This is a genomic window from Methylotenera sp., assembly GCF_029945705.1.
GTDB lineage: Bacteria > Pseudomonadota > Gammaproteobacteria > Burkholderiales > Methylophilaceae > Methylotenera.
Genome location: NZ_JAQSDC010000036.1, coordinates 108,476 through 133,038, shown reverse-complemented (window position 1 = coordinate 133,038; position 24,563 = coordinate 108,476). Strand labels below are relative to the sequence as shown.

Annotated in this window: 21 protein-coding genes; 13 read left to right on the top strand and 8 right to left on the bottom strand. The window is 42.6% G+C overall.

From position 1 onward, the window contains the following. Positions 1 to 26: 26 nt before the first annotated feature. Positions 27 to 335, top strand: coding sequence for a hypothetical protein (locus PSU78_RS07125; protein WP_300386353.1), 309 nt, complete (start codon positions 27 to 29; stop codon positions 333 to 335). 250 nt (positions 336 to 585) lie between these two features. Here the strand turns inward: PSU78_RS07125 and PSU78_RS07120 are convergent, their stop codons facing one another. After that, the gene (locus PSU78_RS07120; RefSeq protein WP_300386327.1) at positions 586 to 822 is read right to left on the bottom strand and encodes a hypothetical protein; all 237 of its coding nucleotides are present in this window, start codon (positions 820 to 822) and stop codon (positions 586 to 588) included. A gap of 286 nt (positions 823 to 1,108) precedes the next feature. On the opposite strand from PSU78_RS07120, the gene PSU78_RS07115 reads away from it, so the two are divergent. Further along, positions 1,109 to 2,458 carry an NRAMP family divalent metal transporter gene (locus PSU78_RS07115; protein ID WP_300386325.1) on the top strand — a complete coding sequence of 450 codons (1,350 nt, stop codon included), beginning with the start codon at positions 1,109 to 1,111 and terminating at the stop codon, positions 2,456 to 2,458. Between the two features lie 67 nt (positions 2,459 to 2,525). On the opposite strand, the gene PSU78_RS07110 is transcribed toward PSU78_RS07115, so the two are convergent. The 7 genes from PSU78_RS07110 to PSU78_RS07080 form a co-directional block, all read right to left on the bottom strand. Continuing rightward, entirely contained in the window at positions 2,526 to 3,032 is a 507-nt protein-coding gene (locus PSU78_RS07110) for a DUF1993 family protein (RefSeq protein ID WP_300386322.1), read from the bottom strand. 406 nt (positions 3,033 to 3,438) lie between these two features. Further along, entirely contained in the window at positions 3,439 to 3,603 is a 165-nt protein-coding gene (locus tag PSU78_RS07105) for a hypothetical protein (protein ID WP_300386319.1), read from the bottom strand. A 271-nt stretch (positions 3,604 to 3,874) separates the two neighbouring features. Next, positions 3,875 to 5,356: an amino acid permease gene (locus tag PSU78_RS07100; protein WP_300386316.1), complete on the bottom strand. Its 1,482-nt coding sequence runs from the start codon at positions 5,354 to 5,356 to the stop codon at positions 3,875 to 3,877. 416 nt (positions 5,357 to 5,772) lie between these two features. Further along, a complete protein-coding gene (locus tag PSU78_RS07095; protein WP_300386314.1) occupies positions 5,773 to 6,924 on the bottom strand; it encodes a hypothetical protein in 1,152 nt (383 codons plus the stop codon). 163 nt (positions 6,925 to 7,087) lie between these two features. Then, positions 7,088 to 7,822, bottom strand: a complete 735-nt coding sequence (locus PSU78_RS07090) for an SDR family oxidoreductase (protein WP_300386312.1) — start codon at positions 7,820 to 7,822, stop codon at positions 7,088 to 7,090. 233 nt (positions 7,823 to 8,055) lie between these two features. Continuing rightward, on the bottom strand, positions 8,056 to 9,285 hold the full coding sequence (locus PSU78_RS07085) for an MFS transporter (RefSeq protein WP_300386309.1): 1,230 nt from the start codon (positions 9,283 to 9,285) through the stop codon (positions 8,056 to 8,058). A 197-nt stretch (positions 9,286 to 9,482) separates the two neighbouring features. After that, positions 9,483 to 10,103, bottom strand: a complete 621-nt coding sequence (locus PSU78_RS07080) for a DNA-3-methyladenine glycosylase (RefSeq protein WP_300386306.1) — start codon at positions 10,101 to 10,103, stop codon at positions 9,483 to 9,485. 208 nt (positions 10,104 to 10,311) lie between these two features. On the opposite strand from PSU78_RS07080, the gene PSU78_RS07075 reads away from it, so the two are divergent. From PSU78_RS07075 to nirD, 11 genes are all read left to right on the top strand, one after another. Further along, complete coding sequence (locus PSU78_RS07075) at positions 10,312 to 10,794, top strand: hypothetical protein (RefSeq protein WP_300386303.1); 483 nt, start codon at positions 10,312 to 10,314, stop codon at positions 10,792 to 10,794. A 605-nt stretch (positions 10,795 to 11,399) separates the two neighbouring features. Further along, on the top strand, positions 11,400 to 12,767 hold the full coding sequence (gene hflX / locus PSU78_RS07070) for a GTPase HflX (RefSeq protein WP_300386300.1): 1,368 nt from the start codon (positions 11,400 to 11,402) through the stop codon (positions 12,765 to 12,767). A gap of 258 nt (positions 12,768 to 13,025) precedes the next feature. After that, positions 13,026 to 13,601, top strand: coding sequence for an ANTAR domain-containing response regulator (locus tag PSU78_RS07065; RefSeq protein ID WP_300386297.1), 576 nt, complete (start codon positions 13,026 to 13,028; stop codon positions 13,599 to 13,601). 280 nt (positions 13,602 to 13,881) lie between these two features. Further along, positions 13,882 to 15,171, top strand: coding sequence for a CmpA/NrtA family ABC transporter substrate-binding protein (locus PSU78_RS07060; RefSeq protein ID WP_300386294.1), 1,290 nt, complete (start codon positions 13,882 to 13,884; stop codon positions 15,169 to 15,171). Between the two features lie 58 nt (positions 15,172 to 15,229). Continuing rightward, positions 15,230 to 16,192: a nitrate ABC transporter permease gene (gene ntrB, locus PSU78_RS07055; protein WP_300386291.1), complete on the top strand. Its 963-nt coding sequence runs from the start codon at positions 15,230 to 15,232 to the stop codon at positions 16,190 to 16,192. 47 nt (positions 16,193 to 16,239) lie between these two features. Further along, the gene (locus PSU78_RS07050; RefSeq protein WP_300386288.1) at positions 16,240 to 17,091 is read left to right on the top strand and encodes an ABC transporter ATP-binding protein; all 852 of its coding nucleotides are present in this window, start codon (positions 16,240 to 16,242) and stop codon (positions 17,089 to 17,091) included. Between the two features lie 46 nt (positions 17,092 to 17,137). Continuing rightward, complete coding sequence (locus tag PSU78_RS07045) at positions 17,138 to 18,514, top strand: alginate export family protein (protein WP_300386285.1); 1,377 nt, start codon at positions 17,138 to 17,140, stop codon at positions 18,512 to 18,514. Positions 18,515 to 18,761: 247 nt separating this feature from the next. Next, positions 18,762 to 21,191, top strand: a complete 2,430-nt coding sequence (gene nirB / locus PSU78_RS07040) for a nitrite reductase large subunit NirB (RefSeq protein WP_300386282.1) — start codon at positions 18,762 to 18,764, stop codon at positions 21,189 to 21,191. A 48-nt stretch (positions 21,192 to 21,239) separates the two neighbouring features. Next, entirely contained in the window at positions 21,240 to 22,445 is a 1,206-nt protein-coding gene (locus PSU78_RS07035) for a NarK/NasA family nitrate transporter (RefSeq protein ID WP_300386279.1), read from the top strand. Between the two features lie 32 nt (positions 22,446 to 22,477). Beyond that, positions 22,478 to 24,172, top strand: a complete 1,695-nt coding sequence (locus tag PSU78_RS07030) for a bifunctional protein-serine/threonine kinase/phosphatase (protein ID WP_300386276.1) — start codon at positions 22,478 to 22,480, stop codon at positions 24,170 to 24,172. Positions 24,173 to 24,195: 23 nt separating this feature from the next. After that, entirely contained in the window at positions 24,196 to 24,525 is a 330-nt protein-coding gene (nirD, locus tag PSU78_RS07025) for a nitrite reductase small subunit NirD (RefSeq protein WP_300386273.1), read from the top strand. The last annotated feature ends 38 nt before the right edge of the window (positions 24,526 to 24,563 follow it).

Genomic DNA, 24,563 nt, shown 5'->3' with positions numbered 1-24,563 from the left:
AAAGTATCAGCAAAAAACCTTAGCAAGTGTGGCAGTTTGTTAGACCATTACAACAACAATTTTATGAGGTTGAAAACGAGGTATTTATAAGCGATTATTTATCTAAAGTAAAAACTGTTATTGATTGTAGCCACTACTACAGTTGCTTAATGGGAATGGATAAAACACACATGTATCCTGAAGAAATAATGAGCCACATAAGTAGTTTGTTAAAAATGGAGTCAATTGATGCATTTGAAAATTTGGAAATAACAAAAAAACGATTGTTTGCATTGAAACTTGATAAAGAGCTACCTACAAAAGCTGATAATCCAAACAAAATAACTAAAATTTAATAGTATTTATGACATAATCTAGTGGTAGCAAATTTGGTAGCATTTTTTGCTATTAAATTTTTAATCACTCGCTAACAGGCTTAAATACTGGTGCGGTTCACAGAGTGGCGGAGAGGTTTTTGGTAGCAGTCCCGTCCGCTCCGCCAATTAAAAAGCCCTATAAGCTAAATGCTTATAGGGCTTTTTGCTTTTCCGAAGGGGTTACTTTAAACGCATTTTATCGAGCATTTGTAATAACCCTCTCACCCCATTACTTTTTAGCCGGTAATTTAGCTGGTGTACCTGTACTACCCGTGCCACCCGTTTTTGAAGGAGCAACAGCAGTTTTTTCTGGATGAACAACTTTAACACCAAGGTCTGAGCGCATATGTGCAGAAGTAACAGCGCCAGTGTCAGTTGGGCAGCCACCCATCACGGTATTACATTGATAAGCAAATGCCGTTTGTGAAGAAAGTGCTAGCGCTAAAACAATCATGTTAAATTTCATAATAAACTCCATATTCAAAAAATTTATAGGTGATAAGTCAGAATAAGTGGATTGTTTCATATTTTTTTAATTTTGGTTGTCATTATTTGTAAGAGATTGTTTCATTTTGTATCTACTTATTCCCTCTTAACTAGCTGATCTTGCTTTGTATTTTGCCATTTAAAACTGATTCTGAGCATGTCATGTGACTTGCATTGAGCTGTGCTAATCTGCACACCACCGCCTAGTTTTTCAGCGTACTATTACTCAGGTTGATATTTTTCAGCAGTGTTCGTTTAAGGTAAAAATGCACGCACGCTATAAACACAAAAAACCGTTTTTGCATCGCAGCCGTGAGTTTTTAGAAGCACCCATTCATGCGGTAGCACATCATAAACGTGGCATTGCCTTGCAGTTTGCACGTTTTCGCGCGGTGGGTTTAGGCGCATTCTCTGCGTTTCTTGCGGTGCTTGGTCCAGGCTTGCTTGCGGGTCTTTCAGACGACGACCCCGCTGGCATTACTACCTATTCGGTACTTGGCGCAGACCACGGTTATCGACTGCTTTGGATTATTCCTGCTTCAACTATTTTGCTTATCCAGTTTCATATGATGGCGGTGCGCATAGGCGCAGCGACTGGTAAAGGTTTTGTTGGCATTATTCGTGAGCGCTGGGGGCACGGCTGTGGATACTTCGCAGTGATAGGTTTGTTATTTGCAAACTTTGGCACGATATGCGCGGAGTACGCAGGTATTTCTGCCGCAGGTTCTTTGGTTAATATTCCGTCATGGATTAGTGCGCCGATTGCGGGTGTGCTGATTTCCCTGATTGTGGTGTTGGGTTCATTTCATAAGGTGGAGCGTATTCTGCTGATTGTGTCTTCAACCTTAGCGCTTTATATTATTGATGGCATTCTCGCTAAGCCAGATTGGTCGCAAGTTTGGCAAAACTCCATCGTGCCGCATATGCCGACTAACTCTATTGGGTGGATAGCCCTTGCTGCCACGCTGGGCACGACACTTGCACCTTGGGGATTGGCGTTTATTCAATCTTATGCGGTGGATAAGAAAATTACTGTGGCTAATCTACGTTGGGAGAGAGTCGACGTGTTAATCGGCTCAGTATTAACAGGTGTGATTGGTCTTGCCATTGCCGTAGCCTGCGCTGCAACACTTAATCGTGCTGGCGTACATATTAATGATGCAAAAGATGCTGCACTTGCCTTAAAGCCGCTTGCTGGCTCTTTTGCAACGGTGTTATTTGGTGCGGGTTTATTAGGCGCATCCTTATTAGCTGCCGCGATTGTTCCTTTGGCAACCGCGTATTCGATTGCAGAAGGCATAGGCGCACCTGCTTCGCTGGATTTAGATTCAAAACACTTTCAATTATTTTATGCGGCTTTTGTCGGCTTAACGGTGGCCGCGGTCAGCGTGGTTTCGTTGCCCAAGCTGCCATTGATTCCACTTATTTATACCAGCCAAGTAGTTAATGCTGTGATGTTGCCATTGCATGTTGTGGCGCTTTACTTATTGGCGAGTGACGCTAAGGTGATGGGGGCCGCCCGTATTGGTCTAAAAGCACGCATCGCCAGTTGGGTTAGCATTGCCTTAATTATCGCGTGTATTACAGCTTTAGTGGTGAGCTGGATTAGATCTTAATGTACGTGCTGAGGTGGGCAGAAGTAAGCCCACCTTGATTTTGTAGAGTCTTTAATTACTCGAGTATTTATGTTCTTGGGCCAAGAAAGTCTGGTTTACCTAGCTCTACACCGTTATGACGCAAGATGTTGTAAGCCGTAGTCACGTGAAAATACACGTTTGGATTGACCCATTTCAGCAGGTAATCTTGCCCTGTAAATTTCAAATCTACTTTACGCACGGTAATTGTCACTTCGCGAGATTCGCTGCCTTCTAGTTGCGCAGGTTTTACTGTATCCATAAACGCAATGGTTTTGGCGATGCGTGCGTGTAGGTCTGCAAAAGTGGTTTCGTTGTCTTCGTACTTAGGTATTTCAAGCACAGCCAGCCTTGCCGCCGCGCCTTTGCTCATATCTGTGGCGATTTGTACTTGGCGAATGAGCGGATACATATCAGGAAAAAGTCGTGCATTGAGAAAAACAGCATGCTCTATTTTTTTAGCATCTGCGTGCTCTTCACCAATCTTTAGAATAGTCGCTAGATTGCTTAAGGCGCGTTTCAAAGGTGGAATAGCCATTTTATACATGTTGAGCATATTGATTTCCTAATGATTGGTGATTGAATTAGGTGTAAATCATACGCTTAACGTTGCTAAATTTTTATTATTTTTTGATTTAAATCAGAGCGCCAAAATCGGTGTTAGGAGCGTTTATTTTTATTGTCTAGCGGTTGAACTTGATCAAAAATAATCTACCTAATTTTACGCATCAGTCTATGATGAAGCCACGTTTAACGTTAGGAGAAATATCATGGCTAAAGGTCAAATTAAAAGCAATAAAGAAACCAAAAAACCCAAGAAGAGCAAAGATGTTGTAGTGCCTTCAGGTTCTGTTATCCCAACAAAATCTAGCACACTCAAAAAGTAGCGTCATTTTCTTACCTGTAGATTAAGTGCAGATGTTAACCCTTAGTCTGCAGGTACAGCGCTAACAAAAGCAATTTTAACCTAGACTTTCGTGCGCCTCTTGAAAAGTCACTTCTTCAACATGATAGTAGTGATCTTCATACCAAACAGTCCAATCTTCTGCACTGTGTAAGGCTGTATCACGTTGTGAGTGCTCACTCACTAAGTTGTTTTCTTCATCGACCACTTGATAAATAATCATTTTACACCTCGCATATAAGCTACATCTAGAGAATTCCTATTTTGATCATTTGCATATTGTTACTATTACATCGGCAAGCTTGAGCACAACTTTAGTGTTCATGGATGCTTAAGTAGGTAAGTGAACAATATCAAATAACTGCTGTAATCAATTCAAAGAAAACGGGCCGATTATTCGTTCAATTTAAGGGTGTAAAAAAGCCCGCTATGCATGGTGAATGCGTAGCGGGCTTTTAGCGCGAAACTACAGCTAAGTTAATCTAAATTTACTTTTACTTTTTCACTGAAGGTGGCCCTTTAAAGCGTTTCTTTTCACCAAATACGAACCAGAATATTGCCATTACAAGCAACATTGCAATTGTTAAGTAGAACACTTTTTGGTTAGGCGCTTGCATACCCACATAGGCTAGTAGTGAGCCACCTAATACGGCAAGCACTCCAATCGGTTTTGAGAGTCCACCAAGGCTGAATGGACCTTTGTGATTCCAAGTTTTGCCTTCAGCCAATAAGCCAGCCGCGGTAGGCATTACATAAGAAATATACAAGAATACCGCTGAGCCTGTAGCCAATACAAGGAATGCATCACCATACAAAGTAGCTGCAATTGCTAAAATGGCAGATGTCCAAGTAGCGTTGACTGGCGTTTTTGATATGCCATGCACTTTGCGTAATGCACTTGAGAAAGGCAAACCACCATCACGAGAGAAAGCAAACATCATGCGTGAGCAAGAAGTGAGACAAGCCAAGCCACAAAGAAAGTTAGATACAAAAATACCAATAGACAAGACGATGCGCACAGGGTCTGGCAATTGATGCAGTAATGCATCAAAGAAGGTATAACCTTGTTTTACACCCTCGGCTAGGTCTGGCATGACCAATACAAAAGTACACACCATAATAAAACCAAAAATTGCAGAGTAAATAACTGCCTTAATGATGCCTTTTGGCACATTGTTTGCGGCATCACGTGTTTCTTCTGAAGTATGTGCAGATGCATCAAAGCCAGTAATGGTATAGGTTACAAACAATAGGCCACTTAAAAATGGTAATAAAAAGCCCTCCTGTGTTGGCCATACACTACCTTCTTTTCCAGTAAAGTTGGTGAAAGTAAATAGCTTGGAGAAATCAATTGGAGTAGTCGTAAATACCAACAAAGAAATCACAAGCGCAGTTGCAACAGTAAAAATTAAATAGCCAGAAATGTCGGTCAGTTTGGTGGTGAGTTTAGGAAAGCTTGCATTTAAAATTGCTTGAATAACGGTGATGACTGCAATAAATCCAATTTGAAAGGCTTGGCCCATGCTTTCAGGTGCAATACCTAGCATTGGCGCAATAAGGGTTTTGAAGAAAGGGTCATAAACACCAAAGTTAACTGAAGCCACCACAAATATCAGGCCGAGTAAGTTAAACCAAGCAGTCACCCAGCCGTAGCCTTTACCGCCTAAAATCGAACCCCAATGATACAAGCCGCCAGCAGTGGGGTAGCTCGAAGCAATTTGTGCCATCGCTAAAGCTACAATTAGAGCAAACAAACCACCTACAGGCCAACCAACACCAAGTGCAAACCCACCACCAGCGCCAAGACCTTGGTTAAATGCACTGATGCCGCCTGCCAAAATACAGATAATTGAAAAGGAAATTGCAAAATTAGAGAATCCACCCATATGACGGTGCAGCTCTTGTTCATAGCCCATTTTTTTTAGTTCTGCGGCATCTTGCTCTGCTGCCGAGCTTGCATGTATCGTTTCACTCATTTTCTTACCCCCTAGATTTTAGTAAAAAAGCTTAAATTTGAAGCGTTTAAGATTAAGTCTAATTGATGCTGCTAAATACTAACTTTTAGTTATTAATAAAACAGAAGAGCTGGTGTAGATGTGTCAATGTAAAATAATGTTGCATTTCTAGTATAGATTTAAAATGGCGCAATGCAAGTACCAGTTTTTAATAACTATTAAGTACCATTTAATGTCGTTAAAATTATTTGATTAAGTGTGTTTATCCAGCACATGCTGACCAAAATTAAGCTTGCGGTATTCTTGCGGACCTCTCGGCTGAAACCTACGCAGGACGACTGGTTAACAAATGTGTTTGGCACAAGTAGCGCTGAAGCTAGTCACTTAATGGTTGGCGATTTTCGTAATTGGTTGCTCTCAGTTAAAAGCAACGGAACTTACTCTGCTTTACCAGATGCATTTGCAATGAGTGTCCTGAGTGTCAATCGCCTAGCCTTATCGGTTTCATCCATTTGTGTAGGATTTTCTTGAGCAGAATCTTCTGTTAAAAGCGTCAGTACCTTTTCTGCAGCGCTATATTTTTTAAGTTGTGCGAGTTTTTCAGCAAGGTTAAGCACAGTGTCTTGATCATTTAGCCGTTTAATTTGACCATTTAAAGTGATTGCCTGATTAGCCCAACGATTAAAAAATTCGTTTAGTACTGTAGGTTCAGTTGCAAGTATACTCATCACATCTAAAATCGCTAGTATGTGATACTCCGTGGCATCTCTATGTTTTATAGGCCGCGATGTCTTTGCCAGCTTACTTAACAGTTCAGCTTTTGTATCCACAACAAAAGGTATTGTGACATCAATTAACGCCTGCCCGCCTTCAACTGAGGCTTTGAGTAACTGGGCAATCAAATCATCCGCGTATTGCTCATAAAAGCTAGTGCAGCTTGCCGTATACTCATTTTTTAGAGATTCCCATTCAATGGCTTGTTTGATGAGGTCAATTTTTTGTGAAGGGCTACTCTCCATAGACTGGTTGAGTATCGTGGCGACTGATTGCCAATCACAAATTTCAGGGGTCTTTCCAGGTCTTGCCCATTGAATTTTTGTAATGACTGATAGTGGGTCGTTTGATCCAATCTCTGCCGCACCGCCTTGAGCAGTCATCCTGCCAGTAAATACTGAGCCATTCTGAAAAAAGTATATGTAAATAGCGCGGCTTAAGTTGGCTTCGCCATTGTTCTGCATTAAGCGTATTTTTGTTGTGTAAGCAAAATTTCCAGTTTGCATTTTTGGCACCGCTGCATAATGTGCGATTTTTTGTGTGCTATATACCGTGGCGCCATAACCATCAGAGTCAGTATTGCCACGGAGGATAGTGGCTGCGGAGCCGTCTGCTTGATAGGCGACGAAATGATAGGGTTTATTAGCCCAAGGTTTTTGGTTAACAGGGTCTAGCACTTTAATGCGTAAGCTGTATTTACCAAGCCCAATCGAGCTGTCAGGCGGTACATCGTTCAACTCTTCAGCCGCTAGCACAGGCAATATCAGAATTAAATTCAAAAATACACTGTATAAAATACATCTAAAAACAGCCATGTTTGCGCTACCGTTCGATTAATGATTAATCCTAATATAGGCAAGTATAGCGCGTGAATTTAGCATTGTCCTTTTATATGGATGGCGGCATTTTTTGATTGAGCACGTTAAAGATTTTTTATTGAAGCAGGCTAAAATTTTGGTTTAGCCTGCTTCAGTTAACTTACCAAGGTAAGTTTTCACCTAAATGTGAAAAGCTACCGTTTGCACCGTCGCTTGCGAGCGTTGCTAACAGCACGCTGGTTTTCCCGCCATCGGCTAATTCCATCGGCGCATTGCTGCCGCCGAGTTCAGTTTTTACCCAGCCAGGATGAGCAGAGTTGACTTTGATATTGGTATCACGCAATTCATGCGCCAAATGCACGGTGTAAGCGTTTAGTGCGGTTTTCGATGCGTTGTAAGCAAAGGCTTTTGCTGGGTCTATTGGTGAATTTGGCATGCTATGCAAAGTAAGTGATGCCAGGATGCTAGACAGATTTACAATGCGTCCTGTAGGTGCTTTTTTGATGAGTGGTAATAGTTTTTGTGTCAGGTCAATTACAGCAAAAAGATTGGTTTGAAAGGTTTCTTGTAATACCTGCATGCTCACGGAGCTACTGTTGCTGCCCATCAATGACTCTTGCAGTATGCCTGCGTTGTTCACCAAAATATCTAATTTTCCGTGGTGTTTATTTAAATACTCAAAAGCGTCGTCGGCTGATTTAGTTTGGCTTGCATCGTAATGAATGGCTGTCGCTTGGTAGCCGAGTGCTTGCAACTCTGTCACTGCTACCGCGCCTTTTGCCAAGTCACGTACGCCAAGTACTAGGGTAATGCCGAGTTCACCTAAACCTTTGGCTGTTTCAAAACCTATGCCGCGATTAGCACCAGTGATAAATGCTACTTTAGTTGATTCCATTTTGTTGATCCTATTATTTAATATGAGTTAGTTAATATTTGTACTGATTGGTAAATAAATAATAAGATAGATGGCGTTGTTTGTCAAATGTATTTATACCTATTGGTACAAATATTATTTGTTCATGATCGGAAGGGTGATGTGACATGTGGTGCCACTCTGGCAGAATTGACCGAAGTTGTTAATTTAGCCATTCAAAACTAGGTAGTTAAAAACTGGTGAACTATTGCTGCTTAATGCAATTGATGCAACTCTAATTTTCTAAGTTGTGGTGCAACTTTAGCCGTGACGGCGACTATGCCCAAAGTCATCATGCCGCCAAAAATTACGGATGGCACTAAACCTAATAAACGCGCCGCTAGGCCAGATTCAAAAGCGCCTAGTTCGTTAGAAGAGCCAATAAAAATCCCATTGATGGCAGACACTCGACCACGCATGGCGTCGGGCGTAGCCAGCTGTAAAATCGTGGTGCGCATCACCACTGAAACGCCGTCAAAAACACCAGAAAGCACTAGCATTGCACAAGCTACCCAAATGTAGGTGCTTAAGCCAAAGCCAATGATGCATAAACCAAATCCTGCCACTGAAGCCAATAACCAGCGCCCAGCATGCAGATTAATTGGGTTTCGCGATAACCAGATGCCTGTCATGATCGAACCTATTGCTGGCGCAGACCTTAATATACCTAACGCTTCTGGGCCGTAATGGTAAATGTCATGAATGAAAGCGGGCAACATGGCAACTGCGCCGCCAAAGAGCACGGCGAACATGTCCAGTGCCAGCGCTCCCCAGATAATTTGGTTGTTAAACACAAAGCGCAAACCTTCGGCAATGCTCTTGAAAACAGGCGGGCTGTCTGTTACTGCAGGTGGCTCATCAATTTTAATTGATCGCATGGCAATCGCAGCCGCTATACATAAAGCAGTTGCCATTGCGTAAGCAAAGGTTTTGCTGGCAAAACCAACCAGCAAACCGCCAATTGCGGGCCCCATAATTAACCCAGCTTGAAATACTGAACTGCCAATGGCTGAGGCTTTGGCGTATTCCTCACGCGGCAAAATGATGGCAAACAAAGTGCTGTAGCTAGGGGCAATAAATGCACGCTCTATACCCGTCAGCATAATGGAGCCGTAAATCCAGTAGCTAGCCGTTGCGCTATCGCCTATTAGTCCCATCGTTAATGCGGTGAGGGTGAGTGCATTAACCCCTAATGCCAAAGCCGCTAAGGTGCCAAAAAATCGACGTGAGCAATAGTGATCAACCGCATGCCCTGCAAACAAGGCGCAAGTAAAATATGGAACCACTTCAGCTAAACCAATTAATCCAAGCGCTAATGTGTCGTGGGTAATTTCATAAATATGCCAGCCAACGGCCACCGCCATGATTTGATAAGCCAATACCATGAGAACGCGGAAAGATAACAATTTGAGAAAAGCGTGATGATGACGAGTAAAAATATGCATGAATAAACTTATAACATTAAATCAATGGTGAGATTAAAAATGTGCAAAATAACGGTCAATGCTAAAATAGCTAGCAGTGCTGTGAATAAGGCAGTAAGACTATGCAAATAGTCCGATGAGTCGTCATTGACCTAGTGTGACTCTGCCGATATAGATTAGGCGCACTAACTATTTATGTAACTAATTTATGATTAACGCTATTTTGGCACACGCCACAAATACCAGCTAGCAATCGTGCGATAAGGGCTAAAAGCCTTGCCAATTTCGGTAATTTCTTTGCGCGTAGGTGCAACATCTAGTTTTTTCAGTCGCTTATAACCTTGCACAATACCAAAGTCATCGGCAGGCAGTATGTCCATGCGTGCCATGGTGAACATCAATAACATTTCGACTGTCCAGCGGCCTATGCCTTTAAGTATCACTAGGCGCTGAATTAAATCTTCATCGTTCATGGACTCTGCATTCATTCGAGTGGGAACAAGTCCAGAAATAGCGCCATCTGCAATGCCTAGTATCGTTTCAATTTTACGTGCAGAAAACCCACAAGCTCTCAAGCTATCAAACTCTGTTGCTAATAATTGTGATGGCGACGGAAACGCATCACCATAAATATTTAATAATCGCTTGATAATGGCATCACCAGCTTTGGCGTGCAGCTGCTGATAAGCCACTGCGCGAATTAAGGCCTCGTAAGGTTCGCGCGCAGGCTTAGGCTCAAATTGACACTCACCAACAGTTGCGATTAGTTGTGCCCAATCTGCATCTAAGCTAGTGAGAAAGTCGGAGGCTTGTTGAGAATGGAGTAGTTTTGTAAGCATTCGTTTATTCTTGTGCTGAATCAAGCATATAGATGAACAAGCAAGTGACTATTATCTACGTAATTTTATTTACTTGCTTGAGCCCAATTCAATATTGTGAGAATTGTAGCCAGCTTAGTATTCGTTAATGTTGCTATATGCTGTTTGACGGGATGTAAAGCGTCGTTTAGGATGGGTGTTTTACGTTGGGCTGCTGACAAAGAAGAGTATGCAAAAAGTTAGAAAGTACGAACCTATTAAGCTTACTAAAATGTTTCGCCTAGCCGCCGCACTTCGTAACGAAATGCTAAAAGCTGGATTTACAGACAATGGCGGCGCCATTCATAGCGCAGAAAGAATTTTACATATTCTAGGGCCATTGCTATGCTATCCAGAATTAACTCACATTAATAACTTACGTAATCATCCTAACGCGCCATTTTCAGAAAAAGCATTAACTGCACATCGCGCCGGTGAAAAAGTCCTAATTGAACATGTCGCCCCACACCGCGCACTTACCAGATTAGCAATCGAGCAAATTGATGCTGGCATGAGTGATGATGAATTTATACTTTTTGTTAAAGCAAATTTTCAGCTAGCACTTCTTACTGTCGCTGAAACAAGTCACCTTAACAAAATAAACCGTTCAAGCCTTGATTCAAATAGGCTGAAAAGTGCTGGCATCAACATCGCGGCTGTTGTGTCTAAATGAATCAAACATTGTTCACCGAAATGCACCTTACCACATCCACCAAGCAGCACGCCCTAAAGCGCGCCCCTTAGTCAAATGCTAGGCTAATTATGAGTGATAGAGAAGCTCAACATTTAACTAAAAGGCAATGCGCCGTATGTAAGTGGTCGCTTTCGCGCGACTAGCGAGTTTCTTTCTTTTGCTTAGCCAAAAGAAAGAAACCAAAGAAAAGGCTACCCCCTACCGCTTGTTTCCTGAGATTGCGCTGATTTTGTGACGGCAATCGGAAACTCGCCAATAAAATCATTTGGCTCAAACAGCCGCCTACCGAAAACCTCCCAAAATCAGCGCAATCTCAGGCGCGGCAGTAGGGGAATTAAGTTCAAAATCTTTAGATTTTCACTGATGCTTGTTTAACCTACAAAACTCTCAACCCCCGGCATTCTGAGTGAAGCGAAGAATCTAGCAGTTTAGGCGCATCTTAAAACCTAGATTCTTCGCTATGCTCAAAATGACGGTATCTACAAAAACTCAAAGGCGCATTCGCTTAGGCATTGATAATGCAGGTAATTTAGTGCTTTTAAGGTACTATCTGCCTTCGCTTAATTAATCAATATTATTTCCACATGCAAAAAGAAGTTAAAGAAAAACCTAATTACGCCATCGTGGCTGCGGTTCAAATTCCAAGTGTCACAGATATTGAGTTCGAGGCCTCGTTAAACGAGTTGCGCGAACTGGCAAAAACATTGGGCTTTACGGTAGTTAAAACCTTTGTGCAGAAGCGCGCAGGCTATGATGTGACGGCTTATCTAGGCGCAGGTAAGCGGCAAGAAATTCGCGATTATGTGAATAATGAATACGAAATCACTGATGTCGAAGAAGTTGCTGTTAACTTTTCAGGCCTTAATTTGGGTGATATAGAAATCAACACGCTGTTGGTTGACCATGAAATATCACCCTCGCAAGCACGTAATCTTGAGCTTGAAGTGGGTTGCGTAGTGATGGATCGCACTATGGTGATTCTGGAGATTTTTCACCGTAATGCGCGCTCGCGTGCGGCGCGTGCGCAAGTTGAGATTGCACGCCTCGGCTACATGGCGCCACGCATGCGTGAGGCGGCAAAGTTAGCTGGCTCGCAAGGGCGGCAACGTAGCGGTGAAGGTGGTCGCGGCGCGGGTGAATCGCAAACTGAATTGGATAGACGTAAAATTCGTGACCGCATTGCTGAGCTGCAACTTGAAATTGTCGCGATGGATGCGGAACGCAAAACGCAGCGTGCTAGGCGTCAAGAGCGCCAAGGCATTGCAGGCATCGCGCTGGTAGGTTATACCAATGCAGGTAAATCGACCTTGATGCGTGCATTGACGGGTAGCGATGTATTGGTCGCCAATAAGCTGTTTGCCACGCTTGATACGACCGTGCGTTCTCTTTACCCTGAAAGCGTGCCGCGCATACTCGTGAGCGATACCGTGGGTTTTATTAAAAACTTGCCTCATGGTTTAGTTGCATCGTTTAAATCAACCCTTGATGAAGCGCTAGATGCCTCATTGCTGCTGCACGTAATTGATGCAAGCGACCCTGGTTTTGTGCGTCAGCTTGAAGTGACGAATGAAGTGCTGGAAGAAATTGGTGCCAATGTTGTGCCGCGTCTGCGCATTTTTAACAAGATTGATTATGTGGGTGATGAAGCTGCGCAAGTTGAATGCGAAGCTGCTCTGCGCGCAAAGTACCCTGATTGCATCGTCATGAGCGCACGTAATCCTGACGATGTGACTAAGTTGCATCAGACTATTGTTGCATTTTTTCAGCAAGATTTGCTTGAGGCTGAGCTTTTCCTGCCTTGGTCAGCGCAGCAATGGCGCGGGAAAATCTATGCTAGCTGCCAAGTGCTGGAAGAGCGCTCAGATAACGATGGGGCTTTTCTAAAGGTTCGCGGCGAAGCAGAGGCTATTAACAGGCTGCGTGAGCAAATTCAAGGTGGTGCCTTAGATTAACTATTTAGATAATTAACCATTAATCGGTTAGTTATCTAAAACTCAACAAAAGTAGCGCTATAAATTGATAAAAAATGCACTATGCACCAAAGTAGTGAGATGAAGTTGCACCGTCAGCGTGCGTAAGCAGATAACTTACCCGTTTTAAAGCCCCCTACTTTTTAAAAATAGTGTAATTAAATCAGTGTGATAAGTGAAAATAACCATATTGGCACGCTAATTGCTTTTAAACTATTAACTGATGAAAGATAAGTTGCTATGTTGAAAGTAATGATTGTTGATAACGATTTGGAGCGTACCAAACCACTCAAGCAATCATTGCTAGATACTGGTTACGATGTTATCGCGCACCTTAAAGATACGGTTAATCTGGATGATGCTTGTTGTGAGTTGCAACCAGACATTGTGATTATTGATACTGACTCACCAAGCCGCGATACGTTAGAGAACATTTGTGTGATGACCATGAACGACCCGCGACCGATTATGATGTTTACGCATGATGGTGATAAAGAACAAATTAAGTTAGCAACGCAAGCAGGTGTGTGCGCTTATGTAGTGGGTAGCATACCAAATGAACGTTTGCAGCCAGTAATAGATGCGGCAATTGCGCGTTTTGAAGAATTTAAGAATTTACGTGTGGCTTTAACTGAAGCTAACACCAAGTTAAGTGAAAGAAAGTTAGTTGAGCGTGCAAAAGGCTTGATTATGAAGCAACGTAAGATTGATGAAGATGAAGCGTATAACTTATTGCGCTCCATGGCGATGCAGAAAAATATGCGTATTGCTACATTATCAAAGCAAATTATAGATGCAGCAGAGTTGCTGCTTTAGTTAGACGATAGAAAAATAGGTTAACGTTTATATTCAATGGCGAATGTGAACGTTAACAAAAGTAATAAATTTAGAGCCAAAGTTGGCTCAAATTAAATGTAATTCAAGGCAAAGGCGTCTTGGTAATCGATTGATTCTCTGTAGGAGAGTTGATTGCTTATCAGACGCCTTTTTTGTTGCCTAGAAATAGCGCTAAAAGTTTTAAGTAACGATTTTTAAAAATGTAAGTTTTAGATAGTTTTAAGTTTAGACAGTTTGATTAATTCAGGAGATTAAAAAAATGAATACTAACGATACAGCACTTAATCTGGATGTTAAGCCAACGGTAGATGCTAGCCGTCGCGACTTCTTTCGCACAACAATGGCCGGCGCTTTTGGTGCTGCTGCAGTGATGGGTATTGTGCCAAAAGGTATCAGCACTAACGCTTATGCAGCAGGTTCAGATGCACCGGAAATCACTGAAGTGAAAATTGGTTTTATTCCTCTGACTGACTGCGCACCGATTGTTGTGGCTGCAGAAATGGGCTTTGATAAAAAATACGGTATCAAAATCACGCCATCAAAAGAAGCCTCTTGGGCAGCGATTCGCGATAAAACAGTGAATGGTGAGTTGCATGCAGCTCACGTGTTGTATGGCTTGGTGTATGGCGTGCAACTAGGTATTGGCGGCCAACAAAAAGACATGGCGGTGTTGATGACATTGAACCATAACGGTCAAGGTATCACGCTAGCTAACCAGTTAAAAGATAAAGGCGTTAAAGATGGCCATAGCCTAAAACGCTTGCTTGATAATGAAAACCGCGATTACACATTTGCGCAAACTTTCCCAACGGGCACGCATGCAATGTGGCTTAACTACTGGCTTGCGGCAAACGGTATCAACCCAATTAAAGATGTTAAAACCATTGTAGTGCCTCCACCACAAATGGTGGCTAATATGCGTATCGGCAATATGGATGGTTACTGCGTAGGTGAACCATGGAATGCTCGTGCAATTTACGACAAAGTGGGTTACACCGTTGCTACCTCTCAAGATATTTGGGTAGACCATCCTGAAAAAGTATTGGGTACGACAGCTGAATTTGTGGCTAAAAATCCTAACACTTCACGCGCCATGATTATGGCCATTTTAGATGCTTGTCGTTATATCGAAGCAACAGAAAACCGTGCAAAAGTCGCTAAATTAATTTCAGGTAAAGCGTATGTAAATGCGCCTGAAGAAGTGATTGCGGGCCGCTTTGTGGGTGATTACGACAATGGTATTGGTAGAAAATGGAAAGATCCTAACTTCATGAAGTTCTTTGAAGATGGCAAAGTGAATTTCCCATACTTGTCAGATGGTATGTGGTTCTTAACGCAACACAAGCGCTGGGGTTTGTTGAAATCAGATCCAGATTACTTAGCGGTTGCTAAGAAAATCAATCAAGTACAGCTCTACACCGAAGCAGCAACGCAATTAGGTATTAGCGTACCAAAAGATGCGATGCGTTCTAGTAAGTTGATGGATGGCGTGGTTTGGGATGGTAAAAATCCTGCTGCTTATGCTGCTTCATTCAAGATAAAAGCCTAAAGCTTTTAAAAGCACTTAAGTTAACAACACTTAAGTTAAAGACACTCAGGAGCTAATGATGAGCGCAACTAGTATAAGTAAAGAAAGCTTAAAAGCCATTATGCAAAGTAAAGAAACCGTTGTAAGCAAAGGAGCTGCTATGGCTGATACAGAGAAAGTTGAGATTGCAACTGTTGCAAACCCCGCAGCGGCAAAAAAGATGACCAAAAAGACTAGTGCATTGTTGAGCAATAAACCAAGCAAACGCAAAGCACAAATCTACAGTGTTTTGAATGTGGTTTTACCGCCCGTATTTGGTATTTTGTTGTTGCTCGCAGTTTGGACATTAATTTCTCATCAAACACCCAGTTTGCCAGGCCCACTCAAAACTTGGCATTCAGCAGTGGAGTTATTTAGTGACCCATTTTACAACCATGGTCCAAATGACCAAGGAGTAGGTTGGAATATTCTAGCTTCGTTACAACGTGTGGCTTTGGGTTTTGGCTTGGCCGCGCTAGTGGGTATTCCGCTTGGCTTCATTATTGGTCGCTTTGAGTTTATGTCACGTATGACCTCGCCAATCATCAGCTTGTTGCGCCCTGTTTCACCGTTAGCTTGGTTGCCAATTGGCTTGCTAGTTTTCAAAGCGGCTAATCCAGCGGCAATTTGGGTGATTTTTATCTCAGCAATTTGGCCGATGATTATCAATACCTCAGTAGGCGTAAGTAAAGTGCCGCAAGACTATATGAACGTGGCTAAGGTGCTTAATTTAAGCGAGTGGAAAATTGTGACTAAAATTCTTTTCCCTTTCGTTTTACCTTACATGATGACAGGTGTACGTCTTTCTATCGGCGTGGCATGGTTAGTGATTGTGGCTGCGGAAATGTTAACAGGTGGCGTGGGTATTGGTTTCTGGGTGTGGGATGAGTGGAACAACCTGAATGTAGAGCACATCATCATCGCGATTTTTGTAGTGGGGATTGTTGGCTTGCTTTTAGAGTACGCACTGACACAAATCGCTAAAAAATTCAGCTATGAGTAATTTGTTTGCTAATTAATTAAATTTTAGACATTACTTTAGGAATGATCATGGAAAAAATACTGAGCCAAGAAAAAATAAATCTAGATAAAGCAAATGCTGACAGATACGTGCAATTAGAGAATGTTGATATGACATTCTCGACCAAAAAAGGTGACTTTAACGCACTAAAAAATATCAACCTGAGCATTAAAGAAGGTGAGTTCATCTCCATTATTGGTCACTCAGGTTGTGGTAAATCAACAGTGTTAAACCTAATTGCTGGCTTAACACAGCCAACTGAAGGTTTGCTTTTCTGCGCGGGCCGCGAAATTGCAGGCCCAGGCCCAGAGCGCGCGGTAGTTTTTCAAAACCACTCATTATTACCTTGGCTAACTTGCTATGAAAATGTGTATTTAGCGGTAGAGCGCGTATTTGGCGCAAGTGCAGAAAAACCTGAAAGCAAAGCGAAACTTAAAGCGCGCGCTGATGCGGCTTTAGAGTTAGTAGGTTTAACTCACGCAAACGACAAACGCCCGAATGAAATTTCAGGTGGTATGAAGCAACGTGTAGGCATTGCCCGTGCCTTAGCCATGGAGCCAAAAGTGTTGTTATTAGATGAGCCATTTGGTGCATTAGACGCTTTAACTCGCGCCAATTTGCAAGATGAACTCATGAAGATTATGGCTAAGTCTGGCTGTACAGCGGTAATGGTGACGCACGATGTTGATGAAGCTATTTTACTGTCTGACCGTGTAGTGATGATGACCAATGGACCATCCGCAGGCATAGGTGAGATTTTAGAAGTGAAATTAGCTCGCCCAAGAGCGCGTTTAGATTTAGCTGAAGATAAAGATTACAACCATTTACGTAGCGAAGTATTGCGCTTTTTATATGAGCGCCATGCTAAAAAAGCAGCATAACCACATAATAAATATACAAAATCAATATATTACTAAAGGGAATAACATGAAAATCAATTCTACATTTAAACTTAATTTAATCATGGCTTGTACAACTTTAGCGCTTACAAGTATGGCGCAAAATGCTTATGCTGAAGAGGTCGCAACTGCCGAGCCAGAATACACGTTCTTGGATTCAGTCAAGGAAGGTAAGCCAATGACCAGCTTCAGATTGCGTTATGAAAATGTGCAGCAAGACGGCAATGGCCCTGCTGGCACGCCATTTGCTACTAAACCATTAGAAGATGCAAATGCTTTTACTTTGCGTAGTTTAATTGGCTGGCAAACTTCGCCGTTTCACAACTTTAGCTTTGCCGCACAAATCATTAACGTGACTAAGTTAAATGATAACTACAATGATGGAACAAGCTTCACGCCAATCAATGGTGCATCAAATCAGCCTGACACATCGGGCTATGCAAAAGTAGTTGATCCTGACCAAACCAACATCAATCAAGCTTATATTGACTGGACTGGCATTAAAAACACCAAGTTTCGTTTAGGTCGTCAACAAACTAATTTAGACAATGTACGCTTTATTGGTGACATTGGTTTTAGACAAGTGATGCAAGTATTTGATGGTATTTCAGTTACTAATAAATCTATTCCTGATACTAGTGTATATGCAGCACACTTTGAATCTGTAAACCAAATCAATACTAGATATCGTACTGCTGGAGCCTTAGATATTTTGAATGCAAAATACAGCATTTCTGCGACTGAGGGTGTAACGGGCTATGGTTACTTTTCAAAGTTTGATGATTTAGGTTTCGGCAATGCTTGGTTTGGTGCAGGTAATCCTACCGCGAATCAATCTAATAAAACATTAGGTTTACGTTTGGATGGCACTCATCCATTCAGTCCAAACTTTAGAGCGGCTTACACGGCTGAGTATGCCAAACAAACGGATTATTCAGGCGGTGACGCTCGCATTGATGCGCACTATATGAAACTAGGCGGTGGTGTTGGTTTTGATGCATTTAATATTCGTATCGACCAAGAAACGCTCTCTAGCAATGATGGTAAGTTTGCCTTCCAAACACCATTTGGTACTAACCACTTGTTTCAAGGCTGGGTAGATAAGTTTTTAGCGACACCACGCCAAGGTATTAAAGATACGTTTGTTACTGCAACTTATCGTTTAGATGATTTCTTATTCTTCGCTGATTATCATGTAATTAACTCTGATGTGGACTTCGCTAAAGTAGGCGGGGGTACTGGTGATAAGTACGGTAAGGAATGGAATGCTGCTGTCACATATAACGTAAATAGTAACATTATGACTAAGCTTGAATATGGTAAGTTTACAGAAAGTGACCAATATAATGCTGGCCGCATTCGTGACACTGATAAACTTTGGTTAACTGCAATGTATACGTTCTAATACGACTTAACGCATCGGTTTAAAAACAATGACGTTAAGTTGCTTACGCACCAAGATGGATTCCCATTTTGGTGCGTAAGTACATTTTTGGGCTGGATTCAAAGATAATTTATTGAGTATATAAACATAAGCAGCTGTATTTAAACATGATTTAAATTGACTAGTTTATTGGTATAGATATTGCTTTTTTGGGTCTATAACTTTGAATTAATGCACCAAAAAATCTAACTGAAAAGATGATTGAATTATGCAAAAAATGAAATTAGTAGTAGTTGGTAACGGCATGGCAGGCATGCGTACTGTAGAAGAACTGCTTAAAATCGCGCCTGATATTTACGACATTACCGTGTTTGGTGATGAGCCTTATCCTAACTACAACCGCATTATGCTATCGCCAGTATTGGCGAATGAGCAGACGATTGACGACATCATTCTAAATACCCGTGAATGGTATGCCGAGCACAACATTACCTTGCATACCAATGCGCGCATCAACAAAATTGATCGTAAAAACCGTGTGGTTTATGCTGAAGATGGCACGAGTGCGGAATATGACCGACTACTACTGGCCACGGGTTCAAAACCATTTATGCCGCCTATTCCAGGTAACGATCTTGAAGGCGTTTTAGGCTATCGTGATATTAAAGACACTAACGATATGATTGCTGCTGCAAAAAAATATAAGCACGCGGTGGTGGTTGGTGGCGGCTTGCTGGGTTTAGAAGCGGCTAATGGCTTAAGTATTCAAGGTATGGATGTGACTGTTATCCATAGAAACGAATGGTTGTTAGAAAAGCAATTAGATAAAACTGCGGGCATCATGCTGCAGAAATCTTTAGAAGCTAAAGGCCTTAAATTCCATCTCTCTACCAACACAGAAACGATTATTGGTGATGAAAACGGTCGCGTTAAAGCGGTTCGTTTTAAAGAAGGTTTTGAATTACCTGCTGATTTGTTAGTGTTGGCTGTAGGTATTCGCCCTAATTTCGCACTAGCTGAATCTGCTGGTATCCACTGTGACAAAGGTGTGGTGGTGAATGACACCATGCAAACTTTCGATCCACGCGTCTATGCGGTGGGTGAATGCGTTGCGCACCGTGGTATTTCATATGGCTTAGTGGCGCCGTTGTTTGAAATGGCAAAAGTCTGCGCAACACATTTAGCCAATTTTGGTATTGGTTTATACAAAGGTTCTGTGACCTCTACGAAATTAAAAGTCACAGGGATTGATTTATTCAGTGCTGGCGACTTCACAGGTGACGAAGAAACAGAAGAGATTGTTTTGCACGATGCAGTTGGTGGGGTATACAAAAAACTCATCATCAAAAACGACAAAATCGTTGGTGGCGTGCTTTATGGGGATACCACGGATGGTTCGTGGTATTTTCAAATGCTTAGAGATGGCAAGCCTATTCATGAGATTCGTGATCATTTATTGTTTGGCCCATCTGCAATTGGTGACACAGGCCATCAAGGTCAAAACCAAGCATCCTTAATGACCAATGAAATGGAAGTATGTGGCTGTAATGGCGTGTGCAAAGGTACCATCGTTAAAGCGATTCAAGACCAAGGTTTATTCACGCTTGATGATGTGAAAAAGCAAACAAAAGCAGGTTCAAGTTGCGGTTCGTGCGTTGGCTTGGTTGAGCAAATTTTAGCCTCAACCTTAGGTGGCGGTTATGCGCCACCGTCAACGAGCAAGGCGGTTTGCGGTTGTACCGATAGAAATCATGAAGAAGTCCGAGCAGAAATCCGTACGCATAAATATTTAAATATTCCAGATGCTATGAGAGGCATGGGCTGGAGCACGCCGAACGGCTGTGCTACTTGTCGTCCTGCGCTGAATTACTATCTGCTTTCTACATGGCCACATGAAGCACAAGATGACCCGCAATCACGTTTTATTAACGAACGTGTACACGCCAATATCCAAAAAGATGGTACTTACTCAGTGATTCCACGCATGTATGGTGGCGTCACTACGCCAGACCAATTACGCAAAATCGCAGATGTTGCAGATAAATATGCGGTGCCTATGGTGAAAGTCACAGGCGGTCAGCGAATTGACTTGCTGGGCGTGAAAAAAGAAGACTTGGTCGATATGTGGGCAGATTTAGACATGCCTTCTGGCTACGCTTACGGCAAAAGCATTCGTACGGTTAAAACCTGTGTGGGTAGCGAGTTCTGCCGTTTCGGTACGCAAAATTCCACCCAAATGGGGATTGATATTGAAAAAGCCTTTGACCATATGTGGGCACCACATAAAGTTAAATTCGCTGTTTCAGGTTGCCCACGCAACTGTGCAGAATCTGGTATTAAAGACGTTGGCATTATCGCGGTAGATTCAGGCTGGGAAATTTATGTAGGTGGTAACGGTGGGATTAAAACTGAAGCAGCACAGTTTTTATGCAAAGTAAAAACCTCTGATGAAGTACTGGAATATTCAGGTGCTTTCATTCAGGTTTACCGTGAAGAAGCCCGCTATTTGGATCGTACCGTGCACTGGCTAGAGCGCGTAGGTTTGGAATACGTTAAGCAACGTATGCTAGAGGATGCTGAAGGCCGTAAAGCGGCTTATGAGCGCTTGTTATATAGCTTACAAGGTTCGGTAGATCCTTGGGCAGAGCGTGTGAATAATCGTAATAAACATAAAGAGTTTGAAATTATTGAGGTTTAAGTTTACTTAATTTAAATCAACTTAATTAAAAGTCTATAAGGAAGTTATATGCAAAAAAGTTTTTGGCAAGTAGGACATAAACCAACGTTGTTCTCAGCGTTTCTATACTTTGATTTAAGCTTTATGGTGTGGGTACTGCTCGGGCCATTAGCGGTACAAATCGCTGCTGATTTACATTTATCACCTGCACAAAAAGGCTTGATGGTGGCAACCCCAGTATTGGCTGGCGCACTCTTGCGTATTGTGATGGGCGTGTTGGTTGATCAAATCAAACCAAAAATGGCAGGTCTAATTGGTCAAATTATTGTGATATTGAGTTTGCTCGTGGCTTGGCTGCACGGCATACAAAACTTTCAGCAAGCTTTAATGCTGGGCATTGGTTTGGGTTTTGCTGGTGCTGCGTTTGCCGTTGCTTTGCCGCTGGCAAGCCGCTGGTATCCGCCAGAGCATCAAGGTACTGCACTAGGTATTGCTGGTGCAGGTAACTCAGGCACGGTGTTTGCTGCATTATTTGCACCAACACTAGCGGTGGCTTATGGCTGGAATAATGTATTTGGCTTAGCTTTAATTCCGCTAGGCATTGCGATGTTTGTTTACCTCGTTTTTGCAAAAGACAGCCCAGATGCACCGCCAGCTAAGTCACTAAGCCAATACGTGGCTATTCTGAAAGACAAAGACGCTTGGTGGTTTATGTTCTTCTACAGTGTGACTTTTGGCGGCTTTGTGGGTTTAGCTTCATCACTCACTATTTACTTTAATGATCTTTATAGCTTAGGTGCTGTTAAAGCAGGTTACTGTACAGCTGCCTGTGTGTTTGCTGGCTCGCTAGTTCGCCCAATTGGCGGCATGGTGGCTGATCGTATCGGTGGCGTTCGCACCTTATTAGCTATGTATAGCATTGCTGCCGTATTGCTAGTCATCATGAGTTTTGGTCAACCAACTTATCAACTAGCACTTGCGATTATTATTCCTGTCATGGCGATTTTAGGCATGGGTAATGGCGCCGTATTCCAATTGGTACCACAACGCTTCCGCAAAGAAATCGGCGTGATGACTGGCTTGGTGGGTATGGCTGGCGGTGTAGGTGGTTTCTACCTTGCGGCAAGTTTAGGTTACTTTAAACAAACGCATGGCAATTACCAAATTGGTTTGTTGATATTTGCAGGCTTAGCTGTGTTAGCCATGATCGGTTTAGCTGGCGTGAAAACTAGATGGAGAACGACTTGGGGCAGTGTCACTACCGCTAAAGTTTAAACTTAGTGGTTACAGCGCTGTAAAATTACCCCATGTCATTAAAATTCGAAATAGGCCAATCCAGCCTAACGGGTCCGCGCACACGTAATGAAGATTACGTGGGTGTGGTTACTCCAGCAAGTGCGCAACTTAGCATTAAAGGCGCAATGTTAGCGGTGGCGGATGGCGTTAGCGGTAATGCAGGTGGCGGTGAAGCCTCTGAAATGACCATGCGCACGGTGACGTCAGATTACTATGCCACGCCAGATACTTGGGAACCGCTAGTGGCACTAGATAAAGTGCTGACAGCGGCTAATCGTTGGTTAATTGCGCAAGCAAATGCAAACCGCGATATGGTGGGTATGGCGACCACGCTTTCATTATTGGTATTGCGTGGGCAGCATTATTATTCGGCACACGTAGGTGATACGCGTATTTATTTGCTTCGAGATGGCAAGCTAAAACAGCTCACTACCGACCATGTATGGGATAGACCTGAGATGCGCCACGTTTTAAAGCGTGCGGTTGGATTAGATAGGCATTTAGAAGTGGATTATGCCGATGGCACGCTTCAAGTTGGTGACGTATTTGCTTTGATGAGTGATGGTGTTTGGGATGTATTAGGCGAGCAAAATATTCATAAAACGATGGCGCTTTATGACAGCCCGCAAATGATTTGCGACGAACTGACTAAGTTAGCGATTGAAAAAGGCAGTACCGATAACAGCACAGCGGTTGCCGCTAGAATTACGCAACTTGGCGAAGAGACTCTTTCAGAGTTGTTAGCGGATGGTAAGCATCTGGTTGTGCCAAATAAATTGCAGGTAGGCGAAACCATTGATGATTTTGAGGTGGTCGAGGTTTTATATGAATCTCGTGCAAGTTTGCTATACAAAGTACGCCACCTTAATAGTCGACAGCTTTTTGTATTAAAAACCTTGCAGCCGCTATTAGCCAATGATGTAGATAGCTGCAATGGTTTGTTGAACGAGGAGTGGCTGGCAAAGCGTGTCGTTTCTCAATACGTGCCGCAAGTATTTCCGGTGGCCGCAGAGAAACGTAGCAAACTTTATTATGTGATGAGTTGGCATGAAGGTTCAACGCTTCAGCAGCGCTTAGATAGCGGGCATCACTTCACGGTAGCAGGCGTGGCTAAAGTCGGGCTTGATTTGTTACGCGGTATAGCGGCATTGCATCGGCTCAATATCGTACATAGAGATATTAAGCCAGATAACATTCACCAAGCGACAGATCAACGATTGCGTATTTTGGATTTAGGTGTAGCCTTAAGTAGCATGATTGTTGCCACGGAAATGACACAGAATCCTGGCACGCCAAGCTTTATGGCGCCAGAGTTGTTTGATGGCACGCCAGCCACAGTACAAAGTGATATTTACGCAGCAGGGGTCACACTCTATTACTTGCTCACACGTAAGTATCCGCATGGGGAAATTGAGCCATTTCAACGCCCAAAATTTGGTGAGCCCATTTCACCGACAAGATATAGGCCAGATATACCGTATTGGTTAGAAAATATTATTCTTAAAGCCATCGCGCGTGATTTAAAAGTGCGCTTTGAAACAGCAGAAGAAATGTTATTAGCGCTTGAACATGGTGAGTTAAAGCCGATTTTAGCGCCAGCACGTACCCCACTAATCGCACGTGCTAGATTAGTTAAATGGCAGTGGATTGCTATTCTTTCATTTGTTGTAAATTTATTGTTAATTTATTTATTAGTTGTTTCGTAAGCTTGAATTAAGGTTAAAAAATCATGAGTAACTGGGTAAAAGTAGCACCATTTGAAGATATTCCAAAATTAGGCGCACGCGTCGTGCGCACCACCAATAAAGACAATGTCAGCATCGACATTGGTGTATTCCGTTTAGAAGATGACCGCATATTGGCCGTAAATAACAGTTGCCCACACAAAGGCGGGCCGTTGTCAGAAGGTATCGTTTATGGCGATAAAATTGCTTGTCCACTGCATAGCTGGAAAATCAGTTTAGTTGACGGCAAAGCAGATGAGCCAGATGTGGGTGAAACCGCCTGTTTTAAAACCAAAGTTGAAGATGGCGTCGTGTACCTAAAATTAAAAAGCTAGTCTAATCAAGTACCAAATTCTAAAAGAACCAAACTAAA